A 26,327-nucleotide genomic window follows, 5' to 3' on the forward strand; every position below is an offset into this window, starting at 1 on the left:
CGGTCAGGGGACGCGGGACGCGGCCGAGGCGTGACCGAGCCAGGTGTGTCGGTTACCGGCCCAGCACCAGCCGAGCTTGGCCGCGCCCTTGCGCTCGCGGCCGTCCTTGCCGGTGCCGCCGCTGATCCAGAGGGCCGGGACGCGTTTGTCGCCGCACCGGGAGCCGAGCAGCATGAAGCAGCGGTTCGCCACGAGCAGATCGGGGTGCGCGGTGACCAGCGCGATGCCCTCGACGATCGTGAGCGGGGTGCGCCCGCGCTCGGTGATCGCCGGGAGCGCCTCGTCCGGCGACCAGTTTCGGTACTCGTCGCCGCGCTCGACGTCGACGAGCCGGTAGGACCCGGTCGGTATCTCCAGGTCGGGCCGCGGGGCGAACCGTCCCCAGTCCGCGAGATCGGCCGAGACGAACCCCGGCTTGTCCCCGATCCGGATCTGCGCCATCGCCGCGGCGACGTCCACCGGCCCCGCCGGGACGACGACCTCCGCCACCGCCACGCTCGTACCGGCGTCTGTCATTCGGACTCCCCTTGCCGATCCGGACCGACCAGGACCGGACGAGTGGGTGCTCGGAGAAGTTCCGCGGGGCGCCACGCAGTCAGGTTGCTATTTACAACCATTGCTTGTCAAGAGAACTGGACTCTAGAATCCGGACCATGGCCGAACGCAGCTACGGACAGTACTGCGGGCTCGCGCGCGCCCTCGATCTCGTCGGCGAGCGCTGGGCCCTGCTGCTGATCCGCGACCTGTTGGTCGGGCCCAAGCGGTTCACCGACCTGCGCCGCGGGCTGCCGAAGATCCCGTCCAACGTGCTCAGCACGCGGCTGCGCGAACTGGAGGAGGGCGGTGTCGTCCGCCGACGGCCGCTGCCGCGCCCGGACTCCGGGGTCGTCTACGAGCTGACCGACTACGGCCGGGCGCTGGAGGACGTCGTGCTGCGCCTCGGGAGCTGGGGCGCAGCGCACCTGGCCGACCCGCGGCCGGGCGAGGTGCTGACGCCGGACGCGATGGTGATCGCGCTGCGCGCGATGTTCCGCCCGTCCGCGGCGACCGACCTGCAGGCCGCGTTCCGGTTCGTGCTCGGTCCGCCGGACGCACCCACGGTGTTCTTCGCCCGCGTCGAGGGCGCCATGCTGGAGGCGGGGCCCGGCCCCGGCCCGGAGGCGGACCTCGTGATCGTGGGCGGCCCCGACGTCCGGCGGCTGTTCGCGGGCGAGGTCTCCGCGCGCGAGGCGATCGCGGCCGGGCTGGTCCACCTCGACGGCCCGGCCCCCGACCCGGAGGCGCTGCTGACGGCGTTCACCGTCGCGTTCCGGCTCGGGGACGGGGTGCCGGCACCGGAGCCGGTGCCGGCCTGAGGATCTACTCCTCGAACAGGTCGTCGTCCTCGAGGTAGCCGAACTCGTCCTCCTCCTCGGCCTCCTCCGGGGGAACCTCTTCGAGGGTGCAGACGACGGCGTGGGTGACGGCCCAGACGTCGCCACCGGGCTGCTTGCTGGCCGTGATCGAGGCGTGGGTCGTGCCGTCACCGAACAGGCCGGCGAAGATCACCTGGTCGGCGAACGAGCTGCGGGACTCGTACTTGAGCAGGTTCAGCAGCTCGGTGTCACCGGCCTCGGTGTCCTTGCCGAGCCACACCTGCAGCGCGTTGTCGGCATCCGGGGCCGCGTAGGAGGCCCAGTCGACGTCCTCGATCGCCGCGAACTCCACGCGGTACGCCTCGTGGATCTCGCAGTTGACGACCTCGTCGATCGGTTGGTCGGTCATGGAAAGTCGTGCCTTTCGAGGTCTGCATCTGCTGCGCCGGACCGGGGGTATCCGGGCGGGTGTCAGCATGACATGCGCCACAGCGACCCGGGAGAACTGCCCGGGAACTCGGGCGCCGCGCCCTCGTACCCGGGACGCCGGGCGCCCCAGAGTCCTTCGTGTGCCCCGCGGCGCAACCCGCGCCGGGACGGTCCGCACGTACTCCGCCGAACTTCACGAAGGAACTGCCATGACCACCCTCGCCCCCTCGGCCACGTACTCCCCGGCCTCCGTCCTGGGCCGGTCCCGCGCCTGGGCCGTCACCGGCATCGCGGCCGGCCTGACGGGCGCGCTGAGCATCTTCGCCTCGCTGACCTACGGCGCCCCGGTCTACGAGGACGACCACCTCGCGAACGGCGCCGCGACGGTCGAGACCCTCGCCGACGACCGCGGCTGGCTCGTCGTGTTCCACACCGCGACGATGGCGACCGTCCTCCTGCTGCTCGTGTTCGCCGCCGGCCTCAAGCGGCGTCTGGAGGAGCAGGCCCCCGTCGGGAGCCTGCTGCCGAACGTCGCGGCGTCGGGTCTGCTGCTGGTCTCGGTTGCGGGCCTGATGGGGTCGGCGCTCGACACCGAGTTCCTGTTCGGCCTCGGCGAGGACGAGGGCTTCTCCGAGTCCAACGCGATGTTCTTCGGCCACTGGGTCGGCACCGTGCCGTGGCTGTGGGTCGGCGCCGGCGTGACCGCCCTCGCCGTCGGCATCGCCGCGCTCAAGCACGACGCCGCCCCGCGCTGGATCGGCTGGGTCTCGCTCGTGCTCGGCGGCATCACCACCGCCTTCGGTGTGAGCCCGCTGCAGTACATGGCCGGTTTCTTCGCCCCGGTGTGGCTGTTCGTCGCCGCCCTCGGCTTCACCCTCAGCGAGCGTTCGACCCGCTGATCGTCCTTCGCGCTCGTAGAGTCCAGCGAATGACGTCCGGAAACTCGGCCCCGGGAGCCCCCTCTCCCGGGGCCGAACCGCGTCCCGAGGGCGGCCTGCCCCGGGTGGCGTTCGCCGTCGTCACCTCGGCGTGGGCCCTCGCCCTGATCTCGCTCGGGATCCTGGTCGCCGGCCGGCCGCCGGTCGACGAGAACCTGCTCTTCTACGTCGTCGACGCCACCGACGCCTGCGTCTACGGCACGGTCGCCGCGGTGACGCTCGCCCGCCGGCGGCACCCGGTCGGGTGGATCCTCGCGCTCACCGCAGTGGGGGGCGGGGTGGCCGCGCTCTCCTACGCCTGGACCGTTCTGACGATCCGGCATCCCGACCTCCCGGCGCCGGAGTGGGCGCTGCAGCTGCAGGGCCAGGCGTGGGTCCCCGGCACGATCGCGCTGATGTGCGTCCTGCCGTACCTGGTGCGGGAGCGGCGCCTGACCCCGGTGGCGGGTGCCGGCCTGATCGTCGGGCTCGCGATCACCGCGGTGCTCACCTGGTGGAGCTTCGCGAGGTCGGACTGGGACTTCCGCCTGATGTTCGCCCTCACCGTCGTCGGCGGGACCCTCGCCGCGCTCGAGGTGGGGTGGCGGCGGCTGCGCGGCCCGGCCGCCGAACGCATCGGGCTCGGCTGGCTGGCCCTCGGCACCGGGATCATGACCGCGACGTTCGTCCCGCTGACGCGCAACGACGGCTTCGACCTGCCGCTGTGGTTCACCCCGACGCTGCACCTGGCGTCGCAGGCCTTCTTCCCCGCGGCGATCCTCGTCGTGGTCCTCCGCCAGCGGCTGTGGGGCATGGACCTCGCCATCAGCCGGACCGCCCTCGCCTCGACCCTCACCGTCGGCCTCGTCGCGATCTACGTCGCGGTCACCGCGGCGGTCACGGCGGCGCTGCCGTGGGACGGCGCGGCCCAGGTGATGGCGGCCGCCGCGGTCGCGGTCGCGGTCCAGCCCTCGCGGCTCTGGCTCAACCGCCGGGTCCACCGGCTCGTCTACGGCACCGGCGTCGAACCGGATTCCGCCCTGCGCGGGCTCGGATCCTCGCTCGGGGCGGGGACGGTCGAGGACCTGCTCACCGGCCTGACCGCGAACGTGGCCGCCGCGCTCCGCCTGGAGTCGGTGACGCTGCTGCTGGACGGCACCCCGGCCGCGGCGACCGGGACACCGACCGGTCCGCCGCTGATCGTCCCGCTCGTGCGCGGGGACGACGTCATCGCCGAGCTCGCGGTCACCGCACCGCCCGGCGAGACGCTCGACGGCCGCGCCCGCCGGGCCCTGGACGACCTGGTGCCGCTGATCACGACCGGCGTCGCCCTCGCACGGTCGTCGGCGGACCTGGCCGAGGCCCGGGACCGGCTCGCGTCGGTCCGGCTCGAGGAACGCCGCGTCCTGCGCCGCGAGCTCCACGACGGGCTCGGGCCGGCGCTGGCCGGGATCCGGCTGGGGCTGCAGGGGGCGCGGAACCTGCTGACCCGGGACCCGGTCCAGGCCGAAACCCTGCTCGCCGCCCTGCAGGACGAGCTCGACGGCCGGGTCGAGGACGTGCGTGCCCTGTCCCGCAGCCTGCTCCCGCCGACGCTCGACACCGCCGGTCTCGGACCCGCGCTCGACGAGCTCGCCGCCCGGCACCGCGCGGGTGGGCTCGCCGTCGAGGTGGACTGCGCCGCCGCCGACCTGCGGGGCGACCTCGCCGCGGCGGTCTACGGCATCGCGGTCGAGGCGATGATGAACGTGGCCCGGCACAGCCGCGCGCGGTCCGCGCGCGTCGAGGTCCGGGCGGAGGGTGCCGAGCTGGTCGTGCGCGTCGACGACGACGGGCGGGGCCTCGCCCCCGACGCGCCGCCCGGGGTCGGGACCCGCTCGATGCGCGAGCGCGCCGAGGAGCAGGGCGGCTCGGTCCGGATCGGCGCGCTGCCGACCGGCGGCACCCGCGTCGAGGCCCGTCTTCCCGTCCCCACCGGAGTTCGGACATGAGCGGACCCAGCCGCGGGTCGGAGATCCGCGTCGCCGTCGTCGACGACCACCCGATGTTCCGCCTCGGGATGGTCGCGCTGCTGGAGACCCTCGACGACATCGCAGTGGTCGGCCAGGCGTCCTCCGCCGCCGAGGCGGAGGCGACCGTCGGTGCGGACGTCGACGTCGTGCTCATGGATCTCGAGCTCGGCGACGGGAACGGCATCGACGTCACCCGCACGCTGGTGCGCGCCCACCCGGACCTGCGCGTGCTGGTCGTGACCATGCACGAGGACGACGACTCGGTGTTCGCCGCGATCCGGGCCGGCGCCCGCGGCTACCTGCTCAAGGGTGCGACGCCCGCCGAGGTCGAACGCGCCCTCCGGGCCGTCGCCAACGGCGAGATGATCCTCGGCCCGGCCGTCGCGGCCCGGGCGATGGGCTACGTCGCGGGCACCCGGACCACTGGCGGCGGCGCGTTCCCCGAGCTGACCGACCGGGAGCGCGAGGTCCTCGACCTCGTCGCCCGCGGGCACGACAACACCGCGATCTCCCGGCGCCTCTCGCTCAGCCCGAAGACCGTCCGCAACGTCGTGGCGAACGTCCTCACGAAGCTGAACCTGCCCGACCGCTCGGCCGCGATCGTCCGGGCCCGCGAGGCCGGCCTCGGCCTCGACCCGGACTGACGATCACCAGAAAGGGTGTCACCCTTTTCGGCGAGAAGTTAGGGGGGCCTAAGCTGCCGCTCATGAGTGACTACGTGGCCATCAACGTGCTGACCGTCCCCGCCGAGATGGGTGCCCACCTGGAGGAGCGCTTCAGCGCCCGCGCGGGCATGGTCGAGAAGTCCGAGGGCTTCCGCGGCTTCCAGCTCCTGCGCCCCGCCGAGGGCACCGACAAGTACTTCGTCTTCACCCGCTGGGAGAGCAAGGCCGCCTTCGAGAAGTGGCGGGACGGCATGGGCGCCGCCGCCCACGACGCCGAGCGCCAGCAGAACGGCCCGATGGCCGCCTCCGGCTCCGAGCTGTGGGCCTTCGACGTCGTCCTGGACGTCGCCCCCTCCTCCTAGGCCGCCAGGGCGGAGACGCTCGAGCCGTCGAGCAGGACCGCCGCGACGCCCTTCGGGTCGTCGTACATCGGCATGTGCCCCCAGCCGCGCGGCGTGAGCCAGCGGGTGTGCTCGGGCAGCTCGCCGCGGTAGCGGCAGCCCGGGCCGAGGATGACGTCGCGCGTGCCGAACGCGATCGTGATCGGCACGTCGATGTCGTGCCCGTCGGCGAAGCGCTGCCCGGACGCCGACGCCATCGTCAGCTTGAACGCCTCGGAGGCGAGCATCGCGCGGGAGTCCTCGAGCAGGACCGAGCGCGGCGTCCGCCACGGCTTGCCCATGACGTTCGCCGTCATCGCCAGGCGGAGCGGGGTGATGCGGGTGACCGGGTCCATCAGCGGCCCGAACAGCTTGGGCAGGTCGTAGAGGCTGACGACCTGCCACTTCGTGTACCGCGGGACGCGGGTGCGCCACAGCCCGGCCGGGGCGATGCCGGTGACGGAGGCGGCGCGGCCGGCCTTGGCGATCTCCAGCGACAGCCATCCGCCGAGGGAGTTGCCGCCGTAGTGCGGGCGCTCCAGCCCGATCGAGGCGCAGAAGTCCGCGACGGTCCGCGCGATCCCGACCGCGCGCAGGTCCTGGCCCTCCGGGAGCGGGCTGGCCCCGAACCCGGGCAGGTCGATCGTGATCACCTCGCGGTGCGGCGCCAGCAGCGGAACGATCGGGTCCCACATGGCGCGGCGGCCGCCGATCCCGTGAAGCAGCACGAGCGGCGGGCCCTCGCCGGTCCGGGTGTGTTCCAGGACGATCTCGGTCCGGCGTGCCGCCATCGGGTGCATCTCCTTGCGGATCCTGGGCCGGATCGGCCTAAGTTACTGGCGAGTATGCTAAGGTTACCAAGCAGTAGGAAACGACTTCCCGCATTGTTCCGGGGTAGCCCGGGACGCTCGGCCAGGGGGCTGACATGGGTCACTACAAGAGCAACCGCCGCGACATCGAGTTCAACCTCTTCGAGTTCCTCCGGCGCGACGAGATTCTCGGCTCGGGCGCGTACGCGGACATGGACGTGGAGTCCGCCCGCTCCATCCTGGACGAGGTCGAGCGCCTCGCGGTGGAGGACCTCGCCGACTCGATGATCGATTCCGACCGCAACCCGCCCGTCTTCGACCCGAAGACGAATTCGGTGACGATGCCGGAGTCGTTCAAGAAGTCGATGAACGCCTACATGAACTCCGAGATGTGGCGTCTCGACATCCCCGTCGAGCTCGACGGCACGCGCGCGCCGGCCTCGCTGCGCTGGGCCGTCCAGGAGATGGTGCTCGGCGCCAACCCCGCGATCCACATGTTCGCGGCCGGCCCCGGCTTCGCGAGCATGCTGTACCAGAACGGCACCGAGGACCAGCGCAAGCTCGCGCAGCTCATGGTCGACAAGCGCTGGGGCGCCACGATGTGCCTCACCGAGCCCGACGCGGGCTCCGACGTCGGCGCCGGCCGCACCAAGGCCGTCCAGCAGCCCGACGGCACCTGGCACATCACCGGCGTGAAGCGCTTCATCACCTCGGCCGAGCACGACATGGCCGACAACATCGTGCACTTCGTGCTGGCTCGCCCCGAGGGCGCCGGCATCGGCACCAAGGGCCTCTCGCTGTTCATCGTCCCCAAGTTCCACGTGAACCTGGAGACCGGTGAGCTCGGCGAGCGCAACGGCGCCTTCGTCACCAACGTCGAGCACAAGATGGGCCTGAAGGTCTCGACGACCTGCGAGCTCACCCTCGGCGACTCGATCCCGGCCGTCGGCACCCTGCTCGGCGACGTGCACAACGGCATTGCGCAGATGTTCCTCATCATCGAGAACGCCCGCATGATGGTCGGCACCAAGGCCATCGCGACGCTCTCGACCGGCTACCTCAACGCGCTCGAGTACGCCAAGGAGCGCGTCCAGGGCGCCGACCTCACCCGCTTCACCGACAAGGCCGCGCCGCGGGTCACGATCCTCCACCACCCGGAGGTCCGCCGCTCGCTGATGATGCAGAAGGCGTACGCCGAGGGCATGCGCGCCCTCGTGCTCTACACCGCGAGCATCCAGGACGAGATCCACGCCGCCCAGGCGACCGGCGGGGAGGTCGACTCCGACGCCGAGCGTCTCAACGACCTGCTGCTCCCGATCGTCAAGGGCGTCGGCTCGGAGCGCTCCTGGGCCCTGCTGAGCGAGGCGCTGCAGATCTTCGGCGGCTCCGGCTACCTGCAGGAGTACCCGCTCGAGCAGTACATCCGCGACGCCAAGATCGACACCCTCTACGAGGGCACCACGGCGATCCAGGCGATGGACTTCTTCTTCCGGAAGATCGTCCGCGACTCCGGCCAGGCCCTCACCCGCCTCGCCGGCGAGATCGAGACCTTCGCGACCTCCGACCAGGACGGCCCGCTGGCCATCGAGCGGGCCCTGCTCGCCCGCGCGCTGGAGGACGTCCAGGGCATCGTCGGCACGATGGTGGAGTCGCTGACCAACGCCATGGGCGAGGTCACCGAGATGTACAAGGTCGGCCAGAACGCGAACCGCCTGCTGTTCGCCGCCGGCGACCTCGTCATCGGCTGGCTCCTGCTCCGTCAGGCCGAGGTGGCTCTGACCAAGCTCGCCGGCGAGCCGTCCGCCCGCGACAAGGCGTTCTACGAGGGCAAGGTCGCCGCGGCCCGCTTCTTCGCCGCGCAGGTCCTGCCGCTGCTCACCGCCCAGCGCGTCATCGCCGGGACGGTCGACAACAGCCTCATGGACGTCGCCGAGGACAGCTTCTAGGAATTTCGCCGAGGCAGGTGTACGACGCCGTTTGCCCGGGTAATCGACGAGGGACCGTGGAGCACGTCGCCACGGTCCCTCGTTCGATATCGGGCGACTGGGCACCTGGTGGGGGTTCCCGAGTCGCCACCGGCAGGTCGCAACACCGGCACCAGCGACCGGCCCCGATACGGGTGAGGCGCAGCGGATCGGCAGCCGCGCGCCTCACCCGTATCAATTTCTCTGGTGCGTGCTCCGCACGCGTCGCGCTCGGCGGGGGGACGGCTCGCTGCGCTCGCGACCCCGTGGCGTGCGGCGTCAGGCGCCGATGGTGTGGAGGCTCGCCCAGAGGGCAGCGGTTGCTCCGAGGAGAGCGACGGGGACGGTGACCAGACCGTGGCGGGTGAAGTCCGCGAGCTTCGGGTGCGCGCCTTCGGAGCGCGAGACGCGGAGCCAGAGCATCGAGGCCAGCGAGCCGACGTAGGTCAGGTTCGGCCCGATGTTGACGCCGAGCAACAGGGCGAGCACCGGGCCGCTGCCGCTCGGCGCGACGAACGGGAGCAACAGCAACGTCGCGGGCAGGTTGTTGAGCAGATTGGCGGCGACGGCGCCGACGACCGCGATCACCAGCAGCCCCGCGAGGGTGTCGGGCTGGTCGACGAGCCCGTCGACGACGTCGCCCAGGCCCTCGTCGGTGGCCGTGCGCACGACGACGGCGAGCGCGGCCACGAACAGCAGGAACCCCGGCTCGCACCAGCGGACCAGGTCGACCGGTGTCGGCCCGGCGCCCCGCCACTGCTTCCCCGCCAGCACCAGCGCGGCGGCCGCGACCACCCAGCCCGGGTGGATGCCGAGCGGCGAACTCGCCACCAGCCCGGCGAGGGTGACGACGAGGACCGCGAGTGCGAGGACCGGCGCGCGTTCGTCCGGCCCGGCAGTACGGTCCGGTACCGGCGCGGTCGCGGCCGGCCGCAGGTCGCCCGCGAAGCAGACCCGCGTCCCGACGTACTCCACCACCAGCACGACGAGCAGCGGCAGCGCCATGAGCGCCGCGAACCTCGCGAACGAAAGACCGCTCGCCTCGTAGGCCAGCAGGTTCGTCAGGTTCGAGACCGGCAGCAGGAGCGACGCCGAGTTCGCCAGGTGCACGGTGGCGTGCAGGTGCGGACGGGCGGGGGTCCGGACGCGCACTGCCGCCGCGATCACGACCGGCGTGAACAGCACGACGGTCGCGTCCAGACTCAGCACGGTCGTGATCGTTGTCCCGACGAACAACACCCACGCCAGCAAGGCGGACGGGCGCCCCCGGGCCGCGGCCGAGAGCACCGCACCGGCCCACCGGAACAGGCCCTCCCGGGCGCACAACCGCCCCAGCACGAGCACGGCGGCGAGGAAGCCGAGCGTCGGCGCGATCGCCTCGACCTCGTCGGCGGCGGTCCGCACGTTCGTCGGGCCGAGGACGCACAGCGCGGCGGCGGGCACCGCGACGACCGCCTCGGTGAACCGGGGCGGACGCACGATGGCTGCCGCAAGTGTGACGGCGAGCAACACGAGCGCCATCACCAGCCCCATGCTGCTCTCCCGTTTTCCGATGCCTCGTCAGTTGCACAAATCGGACGGGCGTGGCGATCTCGTTTTCCGCCCGAAAAGTGGCAAAGATGATCTTGGTCGGCGAGCCGTCGGTGAGGACCGAGTAGCGCGTCGGTGCACAAGCAGGAGTAATCTTCGGGCTTTGTAGAAAGAAGATCTTGGACGACACCGCTACCGCCGGCGGTCTCCCCCGACAGGCGAGGACGAGGTCCATGACCCTCCAGCACTTCGAGACCGGCTCCGGGACACCGCTGCAGCCACTCCGACGCGCACCCATGCAGCGTCGCAGCGTCGAGCGTGTCCAGCGGATGCTCGACGCCGCCCAGCAACTCGTCGCCGAGGTCGGGTACGACGCGCTGACGACGACGCTGATCGCCGAGCGCGCAGACGTCTCGATCGGCTCGCTGTACCAGTTCTTCCCGGACAAGCAGGCGGTCGTCCGTGCCGTCGCCCTGCGGAACCTGGAGCGCTTCACCGAGCGCCTCACGGACCTCGCGGGGTCGAAGGAGCACACGACCTGGTGGGACCTCACCAACGCCGTGCTCGACGCCTATGTCGCGATGCACCACGACATCCCGGGCTTCCAGACGATCCGTTTCGGCGACGTTGCGGATCTTCATCTGCTCGACCCGGTGCGCGACAACGACAGCGTCGTCGCCGAGCGTTTCGTGAAGCTGATCCGGCCGACGGTCGACGTGGCGGAGGACGTCGACCTCGAGCTGGACATGGTCATCGCCGTCAAGATCGCCGACGTCCTGACCCGCTACGCGTTCGAGCGTGACCCGAACGGCGACCAGGCGGTGCTGGGCGAGGCCAAGCGCCTCGTGCGCGCGCATCTCGCACGGCGCTTCGGGGATCCGACCGAGTCCGACGCTCCATCAGAAGCTGAGGCGTCGTCAGATTCTGCGGGCTCGACTGCGTCAGAGTCGCCGGTCGCGTAGCGCCGGGAAGTCGGCCCGCACCTGCTCGACGCGGGCCGGGTCGATCTCGACGTCGATCACCGTGGGCTCGGTGCCGGCCTCGGCCACGACCTCGCCCCACGGGTCGATGACGACGCTGTGCCCGGCCTGCCGCACGCCGTGGTGCTCACCGCACGCGTCGGCGGCGACGACGTACGCGAGGTTCTCCACCGCCCGCGCGCGCGTGAGCAGGCGCCAGTGCTCGAGGCGCCGCTCGGGCCACGACGACGCGATGACGAACATCTGCGCCCCGGCCTCGGTGAGGCGCCGGAACAGCTCCGGGAACCGGAGGTCGTAGCAGGTGGCGACACCCATCGTCAGTTCGCCACCGGTCACGGTCAGGAACTCGTCGCCCGCGGTCATCACCGCGGCCTCCCCCTCGGCGAAGCCGAAGCGGTGGATCTTGCGGTAGATCGCGCGCAGGTCCCCGTGCGGACCGAGGAGCACGGAGGTGTTGAACAGGTCGTCCCCCGCGCGCTCGACGACCGATCCGCCGTGCAGCATGACGCCGGCGTCCTTGGCCGCCTGGGCGAGCGCGGCGACCGTCGGCCCGTCGAGCGGCTCCGCCGTCTGCTCCCACTCGCGGTACGCCCACGCGCCCTGCGGCCAGAGCTCCGGGAGCACGACCAGGTCGGCCCCGGCGCAGCTCCGCACCGTCTCGCACGCCTGCGCCACCCGCTCGGCGAGCGGCTGCGCCAGGTTGACCTCGAGCTGGACCAGGCAGACCCTCATCCCCCCATCCTGCCCGCCCTCAGAAGAGCAGGGCCGCGATGGGGTTCTCGATGACGTTGGCGACGTCGACGAGGAACTTCGACCCGGCCGCACCGTCGACGATCCGGTGGTCGAAGGACAGCGCCAACGTCGTCACCTGACGGGGCATCACGACGCCTTCGACGACCCACGGCTGCGGCTTGATCGCGCCGAAGGCGAGGATCGCGGACTCGCCGGGGTTGATGATCGGCGTTCCGGTGTCCACGCCGAACACGCCGACGTTCGTGATGGTGAACGTGCCGCCGGCCATGTCCGACGGCGCGGTGCGCCCGGCGCGCGCGGTCTCGGTGAGCTGGTTGAGCGCCGTGGCGAGCTCCGGCCAGGACATCGCGTCCGCGTCCTTGATGTTCGGGACGATCAGCCCGCGCGGGGTGGCCGCGGCGATGCCGAGGTTCACGTACCGCTTGAGGACGATCTCCTGCGCCTGCTCGTCCCACGTCGCGTTCACCTCGGGGGTGTTGCGCACCGCGAGGCACACGGCCTTCGCGAGGACGAGCAGCGGCGAGACCTTGATGCCGGCCATGCCGGGGTGCTTCTTCAACTGCTCGACGAAGTCCATCGTGCGCGTCGCGTCGACGGTGACGAACTCCGTGACGTGCGGCGCGGTGAACGCACTCGTCACCATCGCCTGCGCCGTCATCTTGCGGACGCCCTTGATCGGGATCCGCTCCTCGCGGGCGGTCGACGGGCGCGACTCCCCGGCGAGGGAGACGGCCGAGGGCCCGGCCGCCGCGGCGACGTCGGCGCGGGTGATGGTCCCGCCCGGGCCGGTCGGGGTCACCGTGCGCAGGTCGACGCCGAGGTCGCGCGCCATCTTGCGGACCGGCGGCTTGGCCAGGACGGTGACCTTGCCGATCTCGCCCTGCTCCTCGACCGCGATGGTGCGGGCCGGGACGGCCGAGCCGGCGTGCGGGGCTTCGCGGGCCTCGACCAGGCGACCGACCTCGAGGCCGCCGTGGCGCACCGGCTTCACGCCCTCGCTGCCGAGCGGACCGCCGGGGACCTCCGGGTCGCCCGCGGGCGGCGGCTGGTGAGCTCCGTCGTGGACTGCGCGTCGCGGGCGACGCTTCGCCGTCGTGTTCCGCGGCCCGTACCCGACGAGGACGGCGGTGCGCCCGCCCGGCGCCTCGCCGCCGATCAGACCGGCGGCGACCGCGGGTTCCTCGTCGGCACCACCCATCGCCTCGGCGACCGCGGCCTGCGCCGGCACGGCCGGCGCCTCGGACGGGGCCGCCGGCGCGGATCCCGGCTCGGTCTCGATGGTGATGATCGGAGCACCCACGTCGACCATGTCGCCGACGCTCGCCAGCAGTTCGACGACCTCGCCCTCGTACGGGCTGGGGAGCTCGACCGCGGCCTTGGCCGTCTCGATCTCGACCAGGGTCTGATTGGTCGTCACGCGGTCGCCGACCTGGACGAACCACTGCAGGATCTCGCCCTCGGTGAGACCCTCACCGACGTCGGGGAGCTTGAACTGGCGACGAGCCACCTGCGACCTTCCCTTCGACGATTCAGTACGCGAGCGAGCGGTCCACGGCGTCGAGCACACGATCGAGGTCCGGCAGATACTCCTCCTCGATCCGCGACGGCGGGTAGGGCGTGTCGAACCCGCCCACGCGCAGCACCGGCGCCTCGAGGTGGTGGAAGCAGGCCTCGGTGACCGCGGCTGCGATCTCCGCGCCCATGCCGAGCGTCACCGGTGCCTCGTGGACGACGACGAGCCGGCTGGTGCGGCGCACCGACGCGACGATCGTGTCCATGTCGAGCGGTGAGAGCGAACGGAGGTCGAGCACCTCGATGCTCGTGCCGTCCTCCGCCGCGGCGGACGCGGCGTCCATGCAGACCTTCACCATCGGTCCGTAGGCCGCGACCGTGATGTCCGCGCCCTCGCGGACCACGCGCGCCTGGTCGAGCCCCTCCGGCGGCGGCCCGGCCGAGACGTCGAGGGAGGACTTCTCCCAGTAGCGCCGCTTCGGCTCGAAGAAGATGACGGGGTCGTCGGAGGCGATGGCCTGCTGGATCATCCAGTAGGCGTCGACCGGGTTGGAGCACGCGACGACGCGCAGGCCGGCGGTGTGGGCGAAGTACGCCTCGGGCGACTCGGAGTGGTGCTCGACCGCACCGATGCCCCCACCGAAGGGGATGCGCACGACGACCGGCAGCTTCGAGTGCCCCTTGGACCGCGCGTGCATCTTCGCGAGCTGGCAGACGATCTGGTCGAAGGCCGGGAAGACGAAGCCGTCGAACTGGATCTCGCACACCGGGCGGTAGCCGCGCAGCGCCATGCCGATCGCGGTGCCGAGGATCCCGGACTCGGCGAGCGGGGTGTCGATGACGCGGTCCTCGCCGAAGTCCTTCTGCAGTCCGTCGGTGACGCGGAAGACGCCACCCAGCTTGCCGATGTCCTCACCCATCAGGACGACCTTCGGGTCGCGCTCCATCGCGGCGCGCAGGCCCATCGTGATCGCCTTGGCGAGGGTCGTCGTCTGGCCGGCCGCGGGAGCCGCGGCCGCCGTGCTCGACACCGGTGTGCTCGTCACTGCTCCTCCTCCACACCCTCGAACGACGCCAGGTAGGCGGCGAACGCGTCGCGCTGCCGCGCCAGCGGCGGATGCGGGTCGGCGTAGACGTGGTCGAACATCGACAACGGGTCCGGGTCCGGCATCTCGATGCAACCGGAGCGGATGTGCTTGGCGAGTTCGTCCGACTCCTGCTCGAGCGCCTCGAACCACGCCTGGTCGACCTTGCCGGTACGGATCAGGTAGGAACGCAGCCGCTCGATCGGGTCCTTGAGCTTCCACGACTCGACCTCGGCGGCGATGCGGTACCGCGTCGGGTCGTCGGAGGTGGTGTGCGCGCCCATCCGGTACGTGTACGCCTCGATGAACGTGGGACCGCTGCCCTCCCGGGCTCGGGCCAGCGCCGCCTGCGTGACCGCGTAGGTCGCGAGGACGTCGTTGCCGTCGACGCGCACGCCGGGGAAGCCGAAGCCCCGGGCCCGCTGGTAGAGCGGGATGCGCGACTGCCGCTCGAGCGGCTCGGAGATCGCCCACTGGTTGTTCTGGCAGAAGAAGACGACCGGGGCGTTGTTCACCGCCGCCCAGATGAAGGCCTCGTTGACGTCGCCCTGACTGGTCGCGCCGTCGCCGAAGTACGCGACGGCAGCCGCGTTGCGCGCCGGGTCGGCGTCGCCGGTCATGCCGTCGCGCTGGATGCCCATCGCGTAGCCGACCGCGTGCAGCGTCTGCGCGCCGATGACGATCGTGTACAGGTGGAAGTGGTGCTCCTCGGGGTCCCAGCCGCCCATGTCGACACCGCGGAACAGGCCGAGCAGCTTGAGCGGGTCGACCCCACGGCACCACGCGACGCCGTGCTCGCGGTAGGTCGGGAAGACGTGGTCGTTCGGGCCCATCGCGCGGCCCGAGCCGATCTGCGCCGCCTCCTGCCCGAGCAGGGAGGCCCAGATCCCGAGCTCGCCCTGGCGCTGCAACGCGGTCGCCTCGGCGTCGATGCGGCGAACGAGTGCGAGGTCGCGGTACAGCCCCCGTAGCTCCTCATCACTGAACTCGACCCGGTACTCCGGATGCTCGACCAGCTCGCCCTCGGGCGTGAGCAGTTGCACGAGTTCGACGGCGTCGTCAGGGGTCACGGCCACTCCCGTCAGGAAGACCTCACCGAAGATCCACGGTATCCACTCGCACCCGTTCCCGCGGTGACATTGGGCCGCTCACACGCCCCCAACGCGAACTCCCCCGCCGGCCGAGGCCGACGGGGGAGTTCGTGTTGTCCGTTGTGTTCAGTTTTGCGCGATGCGGGTCCTAGTCGCGGAAGCGACGGCGGAGAGCCGCGCCACCGAGCATGAGCACCGCACCGAGGCCGGCCGCCGCGCCCATACCGTCCGCGCTGCCACCGGTCGCCGGAAGCTCTTCCTCGACCTCGACGCCACCGGCGCTCGGCGGGGTGACGTTGACCTGGACCTCGCCGACGTCGCCACCGTTGCCGATGCCGATGCCACCGCCGGAGCCACCGTCGTACGGGCTGCCCGGGATGCCGTCGCCGCCGTTGCCGACGCTGACCAGGCCGTCAGCCGGGCCACCACGGCCGCCGTCGTCGTCGCCGGGGCCGGTGCCGCCGTCGCCGCCGTTGACGATCGAGGTGATGCCGCCGGGGCCACCGTCGCCACCCTTGCCACCGGTGCCGTTACCGCCGGGGCCACCGTTGTAGAGGCCGACCAGGACGACGTCGCCGCCGTTCTCGCCGGACTCGTCGCCCGCGCCACCGTCGCCACCGTTGCCGGCGCCGACGACCGCCACGGAACCACCGTCGCCACCGGAGTGACCGGCGCCGGCGGAGCCGTCGCCACCCTCACCCGCGCGGACGATGTTGCTGTCGCCACCGTCGCCGTCGAGGCCGCCACCGTTACCGCCGTTGGCGATCTCGATGAGGGTCGGCAGCGAGTGCGGAGCAGGGCCGCCGGTGTTGCCGGAGTTGCCGCCGTTGCCGACGTCGATCGCGCCGGGGCTGCGGCCGGTGTCCGGACCGGTGTTGGCGCCCGCGCCGTCACCGGCGTTGGCGACCGAGATGAGCGGGATGTCGCCCTTGTCCGGGCCCGCACCGTCGGCGTCCGCCGCGTTGAAGGCCTCGATGATCTGACCCTCGTTGTACGTGCCCGAGTCGTCGTCGCTCGGCTCGTCGGAGCCGACGTTGCCGCCCGCGCCGCCGTTGCCGATGTGGACGCCCGGAGCGTCGTTCGCGCCGGCCGGGGTGCCGGCACCGGGGCCACCGTTCGCGACGTCGACCAGCGGCTTGTTGCCGTTGCCGATCTCGATGAGGTGGTTCTTGCCGTTGTCCGCGCCGTTGAACAGGGAGATCAGCGCGCCGTCGCCGCCCGGCAGGACGCCGTCGTCGTCGCCGTCGCCGTCGCCACCACCGCTGGTGTCGTCGTCGCTGTTCGGGTTGTTGTCGTTCTCCTCGTGCTTGCCGTTGCCGCCGTTGGCCGCACCGACGACCGCGGCCGAACCGCCGTCACCGTTGCCCGAGGAGTTACCGCCGTTGCCGAGGGCGAGGAGGCCACCGTCGGCCGGCTTGCCCGCGGTCTTCGGGTTGTCCGAGTCGCCGGAGTGGTCGTCGTTCTCGCCGACGCCACCGGTCGCGGCCTCGACGAGCGAGCCGTCGCCACCGGAGCCGGAGCCGTCGGACATCGCGTCGCCACCGTTGGCGATGTTGATCAGGCCCTTGCGCTCGGCGTCGCTGCCGTCACCGGCACCGTCACTCGACGCCGCGCCGTCGCCACCGTTGCCGGCGTTGAGGATGCCGCCCGTGCCGTCGCTGCCGTTGCCGCCACCGGCGTTGCCGCCGAGGCCCGCGTCGACGAGCGTGCCCGCACCGCCGTTGCCCGTGCCGCCACCGGAGGAGCGCCCGCCGTTGCCGGCGTTGAGCAGCGCGCCCGTGGCGCCCGAGACGCCGTTGGCCGGGTTCGCGTTGCGCGCACCGTCGGAGTTCGGCTTCGCGCCGCCGCCGCCGTTGCCGACGCCCGCGACCGTGCCGTCGCCACCGTGGTTGTGGCCGCGGTCCGAGGACCCGGCCTTCGAGACCTCGGCGACGCCACCGTTGCCGGCGTTGCCGCTCTCGGAGCCCTTGTCGCCACCACCGGTGCCAGCCTCGACGCCGGTGCCGTTGCCACCGTTGCCGGAGGAGGAACCCTTGTCGTCGCCACCGTTGCCGACGCCGGCGATGGTGCCGTTGCCACCGTTGCCGGTCGCGGTGCCCTTGGCGTCGCCACCGTTGCCGATGTTGCCGACCGCGCCGTCGCCGCCGTTACCGCCCTGGGGGCCGTCGTCGCTCGAGGGCGGGTCCTCGACCGGGGCCATCTGGCCGGTCGGACGCAGCTCGTCGCCCGGGGTCTTCGAGGAGGTGCGCAGGCTCGCGTCGCTCCACGTACGCCCACCCGGGTTGTTGAGCAGGTTGAGGATGCCGCCGTCGCCGCCGGAGCCGTCGCTCTTGGGCTCCTTCGGCTCCAGGTTCAGGATGTTGCTCAGGCCGCCGTCGCCGCCGGAGCCCTCAGCCTTGCCCGCACCCGGGCCGAGCTGAGCGATCGTCAGAAGGTTGCCCTCGCCGCCGACCGGGTCGTCCTCGGCCGGAGCGGAGGTCTGGACGCTGCCGAGGTCGAGCGCCTCGCCGAGCTCGTCCAGCAGGGTGTCGACGGTCTCGCCGAGCTCCGCACCGAGGTCCGCGCTGAGCACGTCGTCGAGGAGGAGGCCGACACCGTCGACAACCTCGTCGAGCACGTCGCCGACCGCGTCGAGGAGCTCCTCGACGACGTCCTGGCTGCCGCCCGTGAGGACGGTGACGAGCGTGCCGTCGCCGCCGGAGTTCTTCGGGACCGACTGCTCGATGTCGAGGATCGAGATCAGGTTGCCGTCGCCGCCGGAGGTCGGGATCTTCGCGTCCGCCGGGGGCTTGCGGATCAGGCCGTTGAGGGCCGAGATGAGGCCACCGTCGCCACCGACGCCGGGGCCGATCTGGCCACCGTCACCACCGTTGCCGATGTTGAGCAGCGCGCCGTCACCGCCGGGGCCGACGTCGCCCTGGCTCGGGTCCGCGTTGCCCTTCTCGCCGTTGGCGATGGAGATGAGGCCGTCCTCGAGGAGGCCGGTGCCCAGCAGGCCGCCGTCGGTGTCGACCCGCGGCTCAGCCAGCGTGCGGGCGACGTCCGCGCCTGACGGACCGTCAGGGGCGTCCTTGTCGAGCAGGGTGATGAGCTTGCCGTCCTTGGGGTCGAACGTGACGACGTTCAGGACGGACACGACGCCGCCGTTGCCGCCGTTCGCGTCGTCGTGCGCACCGCCGTCGGCGCCCTCGCCGATCTCGAGGATGACGCCGTCGCCACCCTTGTTCGGGAGCAGGCCACCGTCGCCACCGTTGCCGATGGAGATCAGGGCGCCGTCGTCGCCGGCCGTCGCGAAGCGCGGGGCGACCGACTTGCCGTCGCCGCCGTTGCCGATGGCGAGGATGCTGCCCTCGCCGTCGTTGCCGTCCTCGCCGAGCTGCAGCGGGCTGTCGTTGGTGCCGTCACCGAGGACGATGAGGCCGAGCACGTCGACGCCGGCGGTCGCGACGCGGGGCGCCACGGCGTCGGGACCCTCGGGACCCTGGTCGTTGCCACCGACGGCGATGGGGTTGGCGTCGCCACCGGAGTTCTCGCCCTGGATGTGGCCGCCGTCGACGACGTCGATCAGGCCGCCGTCGCCACCGGAGTTGTCGCCGTTGGTGTGGGCCTCACCGAGGAGGCTGAGGATCGAGCCGTCGCCGCCCTCGGCGCCCTCACCCGGCTCCGCCAGGTCGAGGATGTGGCCGAGGCCGAGCAGCTCGTCCTCGTCGTCCTCGTCCAGCTCGCCGAGGAGCGGCGAGAGGTCGAGGTCCAGGCCGTCGATCAGGCTCTCCTTCTTCACCGGGGCGAAGGGAATGGAGGCCTTGTCCTGCTGCTCCTGCTCGGCCGGCGCCACCGGGGCGCCACCGTCGAAGGTGATGGCCATGCCGGAGCGCTGCGTCAAGTCCTTGGCGGGCGCCCCGGCGGGGGCGGTGGAGGCTTGCGCGGTCGTGGCCACGCCGGCCGCCTGCAGGACGACGAGACCGACGCCCGCAGCGCATGCCAACGTCAGCCGACGAACTGTCGGCGTCATGCCGGACGACGCCGAGCGATGCCGCCCGGTGGGTCCAACAGAAGAACGAACTCGCATCTCAACCTCATCAAAGTCGCGGCGTCGCCGAAGACGGCCGACGTCCTGAAGCCCCGTGTCGTGCCGCCTGTTTCTACCAGTTCGTCACGGGGCACGCCCGTGCCGAAACGGCCAAAACTGGCTCCTGAGAAAACCCTGTGACACAACGTGACATTGCACGATCACGGGAGCGATGCGGAACACTGCGCTCACCTGCGCCGATTCCGGAAATCCACTCCGTTACGTGATGTGAGACGTGTTCATCGTCACGCCGCGTTGTGGCCAATTAATTTCGCTCCGTGATCAATTCGGCCTAATCCCCGGCGTGTGAGCGCGCGTGTCCCAGGCCTCGACAGCGTGGTGTAACCCATTCGGAGCAACGTCCTCACGCGATCACCGAGGGCGGGTGGCGACGGCCAGGAAGCGGTCGTCGATCTCGGGGGTGGCGACGGTGATCCGGACGCCCTCCGGTTCGAAGGGACGCACCATCACGCCGGCGGCCTCGCAGGTCGCTGCGAACTCGCTACTGCCCACGCCAATCGGGAGCCAAACGAAATTTCCTTGCGTTTCGGGCATTTCCCACCCGGCGTCCCGCAGCGCCTGCACGACCCGCGTCCGCTCGGCGACCAGGTCGGCCACGCGCGCCCGCAGCTGGTCCTCCGCCTGCAGGGACGCGACCGCCGCCGCCTGGGCCGGCACGGACACCCCGAACGGGACCGCGCACGCCCGCGCCGCCGCCGCGACCTGCGGCGGGGCGATGACGTAGCCGACCCGGAGGCCCGCGAGGCCGTACGCCTTCGAGAAGGTGCGCAGCACGGCGACGTTGGGCCGCTCGCGGTAGACGTCGACCCCGTCCGGCACCTCGGGGTCGGTGACGAACTCCCGGTAGGCCTCGTCGAGCACGACCAGCACGTCGGTGGGGACCGCGTCGAGGAACTCGGTCAGCTCGTCCCGCCGGATCGCCGGTCCGGTGGGGTTGTTGGGGCTGCACAGAAAGATCAGCCGGGTCCGGTCGGTGACCGCGGCGGCCATCGCCGGTAGGTCGTGCCGCGCGTCCGGGGTGAGCGGGACGCGCACCGAGGTGCCGCCGGCGATCTGGACGAGGATCGGGTACGCCTCGAACGACCGCCAGGCGTAGACGACCTCGTCACCCGGCCCGGTCGTGGCCTGGAGGAGCTGCTGCGCGACGCCGACCGAGCCGGTGCCGGTCGCGATGTCGTCCACCGGCACGCCGAACCGCTCGGACAGTGCGTTCACCAGCGCCGTCGCGGCGAGGTCCGGGTACCGGTTGATCTCGGTCGCGGCGCCGGCGAGCACCTCCAGCACCGCCGGGAGCGGCGGGTAGGGGTTCTCGTTCGAGGACAGCTTGAACGCCGCCCCGCCCGGCGGTACGCGGCCAGGCTTGTAACCAGGGATGTCATTGATCGCCTGCCGAATCCGGGGGCCCGCCATGGGCGGCAAGTTACCGGCTGGCGACCGGCAGATGCTCCAGACACAAGGTGCGCTTGGGGACCGAGTAGGTGAGCGCTGCGACCGGCCCGGCGTCGCTGTCCCGGCAGGCCTTCGCGGTGGCACGGCCGTCGACGACCTGCACGACCCGGAAGGTGGGCGTCAGAACCTCCGGGGCGCACGGCACGCGCCGCGGGCTCTCGGGGTCGTCCTGGACGCAGTCGCCGACCGACACGTTGTAGCCGAGGCAGAGGCCGTCGGAACCCCGCCCGGCGGCCTCGGCGAAGAAGTAGTCCCCGGTGGGGCAGCCCGGCGCGGACCTCGCGGTCGCGAGGACCTCGTACACCGCCGCCGGGTCGGCGCACTCCGCCGACTGTTTGTCCCCGTCGACGCACGACCCGACCGTCGGCGCGGCGGACGCCTCGTTCGGGGCCGCCGTCGGGGCCGCGTTGGACGCCACGTTCGGCCCCAGGCCGACCGCGACGACCGCCAGGGCACCGGCGCCGACCCCGGCGAGCAGTCGTCCCGCTGAAACACGCATGGCAGTCCCCTGCCCGGGCGCGCGCGTGGCCAAAACGCGGCCTGCGGGGTGTGCGGGGCCTCACGTGACACGATCGAGGAGTTCTCGCAGTGATTCGCGCACCAGCTCGCCCGTGAGGAGCCGAGATGAAGGACCTGGCGATCCGGCTCGGCATCAATGCCGCCGCCCTCTGGGTGGCGGCGGCCGTCGTGAGCGGCATCACCCTCAACACCACGGGGCCCGAGGACGACGGCTGGGGCGACAAGCTCCTGATCCTGCTGCTCGTCGCGGCCATCTTCGGCGTGGTGAACGCGGTGGTGAAGCCGATCGCCACGCTCGTCGGGCTGCCGTTCATCATCGTCACGCTCGGGTTGTTCATCTTCGTCATCAACGCGTTGATGTTGTTGCTGACCAGCGCGATCTCCGACGCGCTCGACGTCCCGTTCCATGTCGACGGCTTCGGCGCCGCCCTGCTCGGGGCCCTCGTCGTGACGCTCGTGAGCTGGCCGCTGAGCATGGTCAGCAAGGTCGTCGACTGACCTCTCCGGGCCGACATTCCCCGGGTGTGAGGTGCCCCGCCGATTGACCGGCCGCGGGGCGGGCAGTCCTGCTCCGTGCCGGGCACTCCCCCGGCGCAGGAGAGAAGGGAGCCCAACCATGGGTGCCACCGACAAGCTGGGCAACGCCATCGACGACGCCGCCGGTAAGGCGAAGGAAGCTGCGGGCCGCATGGGCGGCGACCGCGACATGCAGGCCGAGGGCCAGGGCGACCAGGCCAAGGCTCAGGTCAAGAAGGCCGGCGAGAACGTGAAGGACGCGGCGAAGAAGCTCATGGGCGACTGACGCCGCCTGTCCTGCAACGCGTGCAAAAAAGGGTGACACCCCTTACTCCGCAGTAAGGGGTGTCACCCTTTTTTTCACGTCCGGGGACGGGCGCGGTGGGTCAGTCCGCCAGCGGCAGGTAGACCCGGTCGCCCTGGGCGCGGAAGCGGTCCGACATCTCCGCCATGCCGGCGTCGAGGGCGGACGCCTCGTCAAGGCCCTTCTCCTCCGCGTACTTGCGCACGTCCTGCGTGATCCGCATCGAGCAGAAGTGCGGGCCGCACATCGAGCAGAAGTGCGCCGTCTTCGCCGGGGCGGCGGGGAGCGTCTCGTCGTGGAACTCCCGCGCGGTATCCGGGTCGAGGGCCAGGTTGAACTGGTCCTCCCAGCGGAACTCGAAGCGGGCGTCGGAGAGCGCGTCGTCCCACGCGTGCGCGCCGGGGTGACCCTTCGCGAGGTCGGCGGCGTGCGCGGCGATCTTGTAGGTGATGACGCCCGTCTTCACGTCGTCCTTGTTCGGGAGCCCGAGGTGCTCCTTCGGCGTGACGTAGCAGAGCATCGCGGTGCCGAACCAGCCGATCATCGCCGCACCGATCGCGGAGGTGATGTGGTCGTACCCGGGCGCGATGTCGGTGACCAGCGGGCCGAGCGTGTAGAACGGCGCTTCCTTGCAGACCTCCAACTGGAGGTCCATGTTCTCCTTGATCTTGTTCATCGCGACGTGGCCGGGGCCCTCGATCATCACCTGGACGTCGTGGCGCCACGCGATCTCGGTGAGCTCGCCGAGCGTCTGCAACTCCGCGAACTGTGCGGCGTCGTTGGCGTCCGCGGTGCAGCCCGGGCGCAGGCCGTCGCCGAGGGAGAACGAGACGTCGTACTGCGCGAGGATCTCGCAGATCTCCTCGAAGTGCGTGTAGAGGAACGACTCCTGGTGGTGCGCGAGGCACCACGCGGCCATGATCGAGCCGCCGCGGGAGACGATGCCGGTCTTGCGCTTCGCCGTCAGCGGCACGTACGCCAGGCGCACGCCGGCGTGGACGGTGAAGTAGTCGACGCCCTGCTCGCACTGCTCGATCAGGGTGTCGCGGTAGATCTCCCAGGTCAGCTCGGCGGCCTTGCCGTCGACCTTCTCCAGCGCCTGGTACAGCGGGACCGTGCCGATCGGCACCGGCGAGTTCCGGATGATCCACTCGCGTGTGGTGTGGATGTTCCGCCCGGTCGAGAGGTCCATGACGGTGTCGGCGCCCCACCGGGTCGCCCACGTCATCTTCTCGACCTCCTCCTCGATGGTGGAGGCGACGGCGGAGTTGCCGATGTTCGCGTTGATCTTCACCAGGAAGTTGCGGCCGATGATCATCGGCTCGCTCTCCGGGTGGTTCACGTTCGCCGGGAGGATCGCGCGGCCGCGGGCGATCTCGTCGCGGACGAAGCTCGGCTCGCAGCCCTCGCGCAGGGCCACGAACTCCATCTCGGGCGTGATGATCCCCTGCCGCGCGTAGTGCAGCTGCGTGACGGGCTTGCTCGGGTCCGTCGCCCGCAGCGGCTGACGGCCGCCGGTGAAGACGGCGTCGAGGTTACGCAGGCCGGCCGCGCGGCGCTCGTCGTCCTTGTACCCGTCGTCGATGTGCGAGACCGGACGGCCCTCGTACTCGACGACGTCACCCCGCTCGCGGATCCAGGCCGCACGCAGCGGGTCGAGGCCGCGGCGGATGTCGGTCGTCACCGACGCGTCCGTGTACGGACCCGAGGTGTCGTAGAGGACGACCGAGTCGCCGGTCGTCAGGTGCACCTCCCGCATCGGGACGCGCAGATCAGGACGCGACCCCTGGAGGTAGGTCTTCGAGAACGCGGGCCGGTTCTCGTTGGTGTCGCCGCTGCTGTCGCCCTCGGAGGTGACGGCCGGCGGTTCCATGGTCATGGACATGGCGAACTCCCTACGCCGGAATTACCCGGTCAGGTTCAGGCGGTCGGCAGCGCGTCAGCTGCCCTCTCAGCCCGGTGGCCCGAGCTCCCGCGGATATGGACTTGTGAAGTCCCTCAACCTACCGGGGCAGGATGAACCCGTGGCTTATCGCATCTGCATGGTCTGTCTCGGCAACATCTGCCGCTCCCCGATGGCGGCGGCGGTGCTGCGGCACAAGCTCGCCGAGGCCGGTCTCGACGACCGCGTCTTCGTCGAGAGCGCGGGCACCGGCGACTGGCACGTCGGGCAGGGCGCGCACCCGCCGGCGCGGGCGATGCTCGTCGCCAACGGCTATGACGACACCCACACCGCGCGGCAGTTCGTCCCGCGCTTCTACGACGACTACGACCTGGTGATCGCGCTCGACGCGAACAACCGGCGCGATCTCCGCCGGCTCGCGCCCGATCCCGAGATCGGCGACCGCGTCCGCATGCTGCGCTCCTACGACCCGGAGGCCGGCGAGGACGACCTCGACGTCCCCGACCCCTACGGCGGCACGACCGCGGACTACCAGCTCGTCCTCGACCAGGTCGAGCGCGCGTGCGACGGCCTGATCGCCGAACTGAAGACCCAGCTGCACTGAAGATGACATCTCCAACGGCGGAGGGCTGATTCGGTGGAGATGACATCTCCAACGACGGCGCTCGGGGTCGACGTCGCTGCGGCGGTGCCGGTCGGCGGAGGCGACATGTGCCGCGCGACCCGGCTGACCCTGCCGACGGCCGGGTCGTGTTCGCGAAGACGCGACCGGGCGCACCCGCCGACTTCTTCCGCACCGAGGCCGACGGGCTGCGGCGGCTCGGGGCCGCGGGCGGGGCGCCGGTGCCGGCGGTCCTCGACGTCACCGACGACGCGCTCGTGCTCGAGTGGATCGAGCCGGGACGGCCCACGCCGGCGGCGGCCGAGGAGTTCGGCCGTGCGCTCGCCGCGACCCACGCGGCCGGGGCCGAACACTTCGGCGGGACCGGCGACGGCTACCTGGGATCGCTCCGGTTGCCGAACCGTCCGGCGGCGACCTGGCCCGAGCTCTACGCCGAACAACGTGTCGGCGCCGCGCTGAAGCACGCGGTCGACCGGGGTCGGATCGACGCCGCGGACGCCGCGCTGGTCGAGCAGGTGCTCGCGGTGCTGCCCGCCGTGGCGGGACCGGCCGAGCCGCCGGCCCTGCTGCACGGCGACCTGTGGGCGGGCAACGTGCACTGGTCCGCGGCCGGGCCCGCGTACCTGATCGACCCCGCCGTGCACGGCGGCCACCGCGAGACCGACCTCGCGATGCTCGCCCTGTTCGGGTGCCCCCTGCTCGAGCGGATCCTCGCCGCCTACGGCGAGGCGTTCCCGCTCGGCGACGGCTGGCGCGACCGGGTGGCCCTGCACCAGCTCCACCCGGTCGTCGTCCACGCGGCCCTGTTCGGTGGCGGCTACGGCGCGCAGGCCGGGCGGCTGGCCCGCGCGGTCCTGCGCACCGTTGGGTAGCGTCGGGGCCGACGGGCCCGACGAGCGGGCCGACAGCGATCCGATCTCTGGAGTGACGGTATGGCGATTGCGGTGGGCGACAAGGTTCCCGACGTCGAGGTGAAGGTGCTCGGCGAGGACGGCATGCCGGCCTCGGTCAGCAGCGCCGAGGTGCTCGGCACCGGCAAGGTCGTGCTGTTCGCCGTCCCCGGCGCGTTCACCCCGGGCTGCAGCAAGCAGCACCTGCCGGGCTTCGTCCAGGGCGCCGACGCGCTTGCCGGCAAGGGCGTCGACAAGGTCGTGTGCATCGCGGTCAACGACGCGTGGACCCTCGACGCGTGGGCCGAGGTCCAGGGCGCCAAGGGCAAGATCCAGATGCTCGCCGACGGCAACGCGAACTTCGCGAACGCGATGGGCCTGACCTTCGACGGCGCCGGCTTCGGTCTCGGCACCCGCTCGCAGCGCTACGCCGCGGTCATCGAGGACGGCACCATCACCAAGCTCGAGGTCGAGCCGGGCCCGGGCGTCAACGCCTCCTCGTGCGAGAACATCCTCGCCAAGCTCTGATCCACCGCTGACGTCCGACGATGT

Annotated in this window: 24 protein-coding genes and 1 riboswitch; of the genes, 12 read left to right on the forward strand and 12 right to left on the reverse strand. The window is 71.7% G+C overall.

Translation table 11 applies throughout. The annotated features are described in order from the left end of the window. Nucleotides 1-3 precede the first annotated feature (3 nt). Nucleotides 4-516 (reverse strand): DUF5701 family protein, encoded by a 513-nt coding sequence (locus ABD401_RS11680; RefSeq protein WP_344604839.1) that lies wholly within the window; start codon nt 514-516, stop codon nt 4-6. A gap of 137 nt (nt 517-653) precedes the next feature. On the opposite strand from ABD401_RS11680, the gene ABD401_RS11685 reads away from it, so the two are divergent. Then, nucleotides 654-1,355, forward strand: coding sequence for a winged helix-turn-helix transcriptional regulator (locus ABD401_RS11685; RefSeq protein ID WP_344604841.1), 702 nt, complete (start codon nt 654-656; stop codon nt 1,353-1,355). Nucleotides 1,356-1,359: 4 nt separating this feature from the next. On the opposite strand, the gene ABD401_RS11690 is transcribed toward ABD401_RS11685, so the two are convergent. Then, nucleotides 1,360-1,764 (reverse strand): hypothetical protein, encoded by a 405-nt coding sequence (locus tag ABD401_RS11690; protein WP_344604843.1) that lies wholly within the window; start codon nt 1,762-1,764, stop codon nt 1,360-1,362. Between the two features lie 229 nt (nt 1,765-1,993). On the opposite strand from ABD401_RS11690, the gene ABD401_RS11695 reads away from it, so the two are divergent. The 4 genes from ABD401_RS11695 to ABD401_RS11710 all read left to right on the forward strand — a co-directional run bounded on the left by ABD401_RS11695 (nt 1,994) and on the right by ABD401_RS11710 (nt 5,740). Continuing rightward, entirely contained in the window at nt 1,994-2,683 is a 690-nt protein-coding gene (locus ABD401_RS11695; RefSeq protein WP_344604845.1) for a hypothetical protein, read from the forward strand. Between the two features lie 29 nt (nt 2,684-2,712). Continuing rightward, on the forward strand, nt 2,713-4,692 hold the full coding sequence (locus ABD401_RS11700) for a sensor histidine kinase (RefSeq protein WP_344604847.1): 1,980 nt from the start codon (nt 2,713-2,715) through the stop codon (nt 4,690-4,692). Further along, complete coding sequence (locus ABD401_RS11705) at nt 4,689-5,357, forward strand: response regulator (RefSeq protein WP_344604849.1); 669 nt, start codon at nt 4,689-4,691, stop codon at nt 5,355-5,357. Before ABD401_RS11700 ends, ABD401_RS11705 begins: the two co-directional genes overlap by 4 nt. Nucleotides 5,358-5,419: 62 nt before the next feature. After that, nucleotides 5,420-5,740, forward strand: a complete 321-nt coding sequence (locus tag ABD401_RS11710; RefSeq protein ID WP_344604851.1) for an antibiotic biosynthesis monooxygenase family protein — start codon at nt 5,420-5,422, stop codon at nt 5,738-5,740. Here the strand turns inward: ABD401_RS11710 and ABD401_RS11715 are convergent. Then, nucleotides 5,737-6,549, reverse strand: coding sequence for an alpha/beta fold hydrolase (locus tag ABD401_RS11715; protein WP_344604853.1), 813 nt, complete (start codon nt 6,547-6,549; stop codon nt 5,737-5,739). The two genes, ABD401_RS11710 and ABD401_RS11715, sit on opposite strands and share 4 nt — an antisense overlap. Before the next feature lie 134 nt (nt 6,550-6,683). Between ABD401_RS11715 and ABD401_RS11720 the strand changes: the two genes are divergently transcribed. Further along, nucleotides 6,684-8,513 carry an acyl-CoA dehydrogenase gene (locus ABD401_RS11720; RefSeq protein WP_344604855.1) on the forward strand — a complete coding sequence of 610 codons (1,830 nt, stop codon included), beginning with the start codon at nt 6,684-6,686 and terminating at the stop codon, nt 8,511-8,513. 297 nt (nt 8,514-8,810) lie between these two features. Here ABD401_RS11720 and ABD401_RS11725 read toward each other — a convergent pair whose 3' ends face one another. Further along, the gene (locus ABD401_RS11725; protein ID WP_344604857.1) at nt 8,811-10,064 is read right to left on the reverse strand and encodes an SLC13 family permease; all 1,254 of its coding nucleotides are present in this window, start codon (nt 10,062-10,064) and stop codon (nt 8,811-8,813) included. A gap of 230 nt (nt 10,065-10,294) precedes the next feature. Here ABD401_RS11725 and ABD401_RS11730 point away from each other — a divergent pair, with 230 nt between their 5' ends. Beyond that, nucleotides 10,295-11,023, forward strand: a complete 729-nt coding sequence (locus tag ABD401_RS11730; protein WP_344604859.1) for a TetR/AcrR family transcriptional regulator — start codon at nt 10,295-10,297, stop codon at nt 11,021-11,023. Here the strand turns inward: ABD401_RS11730 and ABD401_RS11735 are convergent. From ABD401_RS11735 to ABD401_RS11765, 7 genes are all read right to left on the reverse strand, one after another. Further along, complete coding sequence (locus tag ABD401_RS11735; protein ID WP_344604861.1) at nt 11,003-11,773, reverse strand: carbon-nitrogen family hydrolase; 771 nt, start codon at nt 11,771-11,773, stop codon at nt 11,003-11,005. The genes ABD401_RS11730 and ABD401_RS11735 overlap by 21 nt on opposite strands. A 19-nt stretch (nt 11,774-11,792) precedes the next feature. Next, complete coding sequence (locus ABD401_RS11740) at nt 11,793-13,301, reverse strand: dihydrolipoamide acetyltransferase family protein (RefSeq protein WP_344604863.1); 1,509 nt, start codon at nt 13,299-13,301, stop codon at nt 11,793-11,795. A 22-nt stretch (nt 13,302-13,323) separates the two neighbouring features. After that, nucleotides 13,324-14,337 carry an alpha-ketoacid dehydrogenase subunit beta gene (locus tag ABD401_RS11745; RefSeq protein ID WP_344604943.1) on the reverse strand — a complete coding sequence of 338 codons (1,014 nt, stop codon included), beginning with the start codon at nt 14,335-14,337 and terminating at the stop codon, nt 13,324-13,326. A gap of 11 nt (nt 14,338-14,348) precedes the next feature. Continuing rightward, nucleotides 14,349-15,467, reverse strand: coding sequence for a pyruvate dehydrogenase (acetyl-transferring) E1 component subunit alpha (gene pdhA / locus ABD401_RS11750; RefSeq protein ID WP_344604865.1), 1,119 nt, complete (start codon nt 15,465-15,467; stop codon nt 14,349-14,351). A gap of 163 nt (nt 15,468-15,630) precedes the next feature. Continuing rightward, on the reverse strand, nt 15,631-19,467 hold the full coding sequence (locus ABD401_RS11755; RefSeq protein WP_344604867.1) for an LPXTG cell wall anchor domain-containing protein: 3,837 nt from the start codon (nt 19,465-19,467) through the stop codon (nt 15,631-15,633). Between the two features lie 456 nt (nt 19,468-19,923). Further along, on the reverse strand, nt 19,924-20,982 hold the full coding sequence (gene hisC / locus ABD401_RS11760) for a histidinol-phosphate transaminase (RefSeq protein WP_344604869.1): 1,059 nt from the start codon (nt 20,980-20,982) through the stop codon (nt 19,924-19,926). 10 nt (nt 20,983-20,992) lie between these two features. Next, complete coding sequence (locus tag ABD401_RS11765; RefSeq protein WP_344604871.1) at nt 20,993-21,520, reverse strand: hypothetical protein; 528 nt, start codon at nt 21,518-21,520, stop codon at nt 20,993-20,995. A 125-nt stretch (nt 21,521-21,645) separates the two neighbouring features. Here ABD401_RS11765 and ABD401_RS11770 point away from each other — a divergent pair, with 125 nt between their 5' ends. Together ABD401_RS11770 and ABD401_RS11775 are read left to right on the forward strand one after the other, a co-directional pair. Continuing rightward, nucleotides 21,646-22,038 (forward strand): phage holin family protein, encoded by a 393-nt coding sequence (locus ABD401_RS11770; RefSeq protein WP_344604873.1) that lies wholly within the window; start codon nt 21,646-21,648, stop codon nt 22,036-22,038. Between the two features lie 118 nt (nt 22,039-22,156). Further along, on the forward strand, nt 22,157-22,342 hold the full coding sequence (locus ABD401_RS11775; protein ID WP_344604875.1) for a CsbD family protein: 186 nt from the start codon (nt 22,157-22,159) through the stop codon (nt 22,340-22,342). A 100-nt stretch (nt 22,343-22,442) separates the two neighbouring features. Here the strand turns inward: ABD401_RS11775 and thiC are convergent, their stop codons facing one another. Further along, nucleotides 22,443-24,245, reverse strand: a complete 1,803-nt coding sequence (gene thiC, locus ABD401_RS11780) for a phosphomethylpyrimidine synthase ThiC (protein ID WP_425566114.1) — start codon at nt 24,243-24,245, stop codon at nt 22,443-22,445. After that, a riboswitch (TPP riboswitch) is annotated at nt 24,236-24,346 on the reverse strand. (Overlaps the previous gene by 10 nt.) A 38-nt stretch (nt 24,347-24,384) precedes the next feature. Between thiC and ABD401_RS11785 the strand changes: the two genes are divergently transcribed. From ABD401_RS11785 to ABD401_RS11795, 3 genes are all read left to right on the forward strand, one after another. Beyond that, on the forward strand, nt 24,385-24,867 hold the full coding sequence (locus tag ABD401_RS11785) for a low molecular weight protein-tyrosine-phosphatase (protein WP_344604877.1): 483 nt from the start codon (nt 24,385-24,387) through the stop codon (nt 24,865-24,867). A 107-nt stretch (nt 24,868-24,974) separates the two neighbouring features. Further along, nucleotides 24,975-25,757 carry a fructosamine kinase family protein gene (locus ABD401_RS11790; RefSeq protein WP_344604879.1) on the forward strand — a complete coding sequence of 261 codons (783 nt, stop codon included), beginning with the start codon at nt 24,975-24,977 and terminating at the stop codon, nt 25,755-25,757. A gap of 60 nt (nt 25,758-25,817) precedes the next feature. Further along, nucleotides 25,818-26,303, forward strand: a complete 486-nt coding sequence (locus ABD401_RS11795; RefSeq protein WP_344604881.1) for a peroxiredoxin — start codon at nt 25,818-25,820, stop codon at nt 26,301-26,303. The last annotated feature ends 24 nt before the right edge of the window (nt 26,304-26,327 follow it).

This window comes from Sporichthya brevicatena (genome assembly GCF_039525035.1).
GTDB lineage: Bacteria > Actinomycetota > Actinomycetes > Sporichthyales > Sporichthyaceae > Sporichthya > Sporichthya brevicatena.

Coding starts and splice junctions, on each gene's coding strand:
- ABD401_RS11680 (WP_344604839.1), bottom strand. CDS start 516: ATGACAGACGCCGGTACGAGCGTGGCGGTGGCGGAGGTCGTCGTCCCG.
- ABD401_RS11685 (WP_344604841.1), top strand. CDS start 654: ATGGCCGAACGCAGCTACGGACAGTACTGCGGGCTCGCGCGCGCCCTC.
- ABD401_RS11690 (WP_344604843.1), bottom strand. CDS start 1,764: ATGACCGACCAACCGATCGACGAGGTCGTCAACTGCGAGATCCACGAG.
- ABD401_RS11695 (WP_344604845.1), top strand. CDS start 1,994: ATGACCACCCTCGCCCCCTCGGCCACGTACTCCCCGGCCTCCGTCCTG.
- ABD401_RS11700 (WP_344604847.1), top strand. CDS start 2,713: ATGACGTCCGGAAACTCGGCCCCGGGAGCCCCCTCTCCCGGGGCCGAA.
- ABD401_RS11705 (WP_344604849.1), top strand. CDS start 4,689: ATGAGCGGACCCAGCCGCGGGTCGGAGATCCGCGTCGCCGTCGTCGAC.
- ABD401_RS11710 (WP_344604851.1), top strand. CDS start 5,420: ATGAGTGACTACGTGGCCATCAACGTGCTGACCGTCCCCGCCGAGATG.
- ABD401_RS11715 (WP_344604853.1), bottom strand. CDS start 6,549: ATGGCGGCACGCCGGACCGAGATCGTCCTGGAACACACCCGGACCGGC.
- ABD401_RS11720 (WP_344604855.1), top strand. CDS start 6,684: ATGGGTCACTACAAGAGCAACCGCCGCGACATCGAGTTCAACCTCTTC.
- ABD401_RS11725 (WP_344604857.1), bottom strand. CDS start 10,064: ATGGGGCTGGTGATGGCGCTCGTGTTGCTCGCCGTCACACTTGCGGCA.
- ABD401_RS11730 (WP_344604859.1), top strand. CDS start 10,295: ATGACCCTCCAGCACTTCGAGACCGGCTCCGGGACACCGCTGCAGCCA.
- ABD401_RS11735 (WP_344604861.1), bottom strand. CDS start 11,773: ATGAGGGTCTGCCTGGTCCAGCTCGAGGTCAACCTGGCGCAGCCGCTC.
- hisC (WP_344604869.1), bottom strand. CDS start 20,982: ATGGCGGGCCCCCGGATTCGGCAGGCGATCAATGACATCCCTGGTTAC.
- ABD401_RS11765 (WP_344604871.1), bottom strand. CDS start 21,520: ATGCGTGTTTCAGCGGGACGACTGCTCGCCGGGGTCGGCGCCGGTGCC.
- ABD401_RS11770 (WP_344604873.1), top strand. CDS start 21,646: ATGAAGGACCTGGCGATCCGGCTCGGCATCAATGCCGCCGCCCTCTGG.
- ABD401_RS11775 (WP_344604875.1), top strand. CDS start 22,157: ATGGGTGCCACCGACAAGCTGGGCAACGCCATCGACGACGCCGCCGGT.
- thiC (WP_425566114.1), bottom strand. CDS start 24,245: ATGTCCATGACCATGGAACCGCCGGCCGTCACCTCCGAGGGCGACAGC.
- ABD401_RS11795 (WP_344604881.1), top strand. CDS start 25,818: ATGGCGATTGCGGTGGGCGACAAGGTTCCCGACGTCGAGGTGAAGGTG.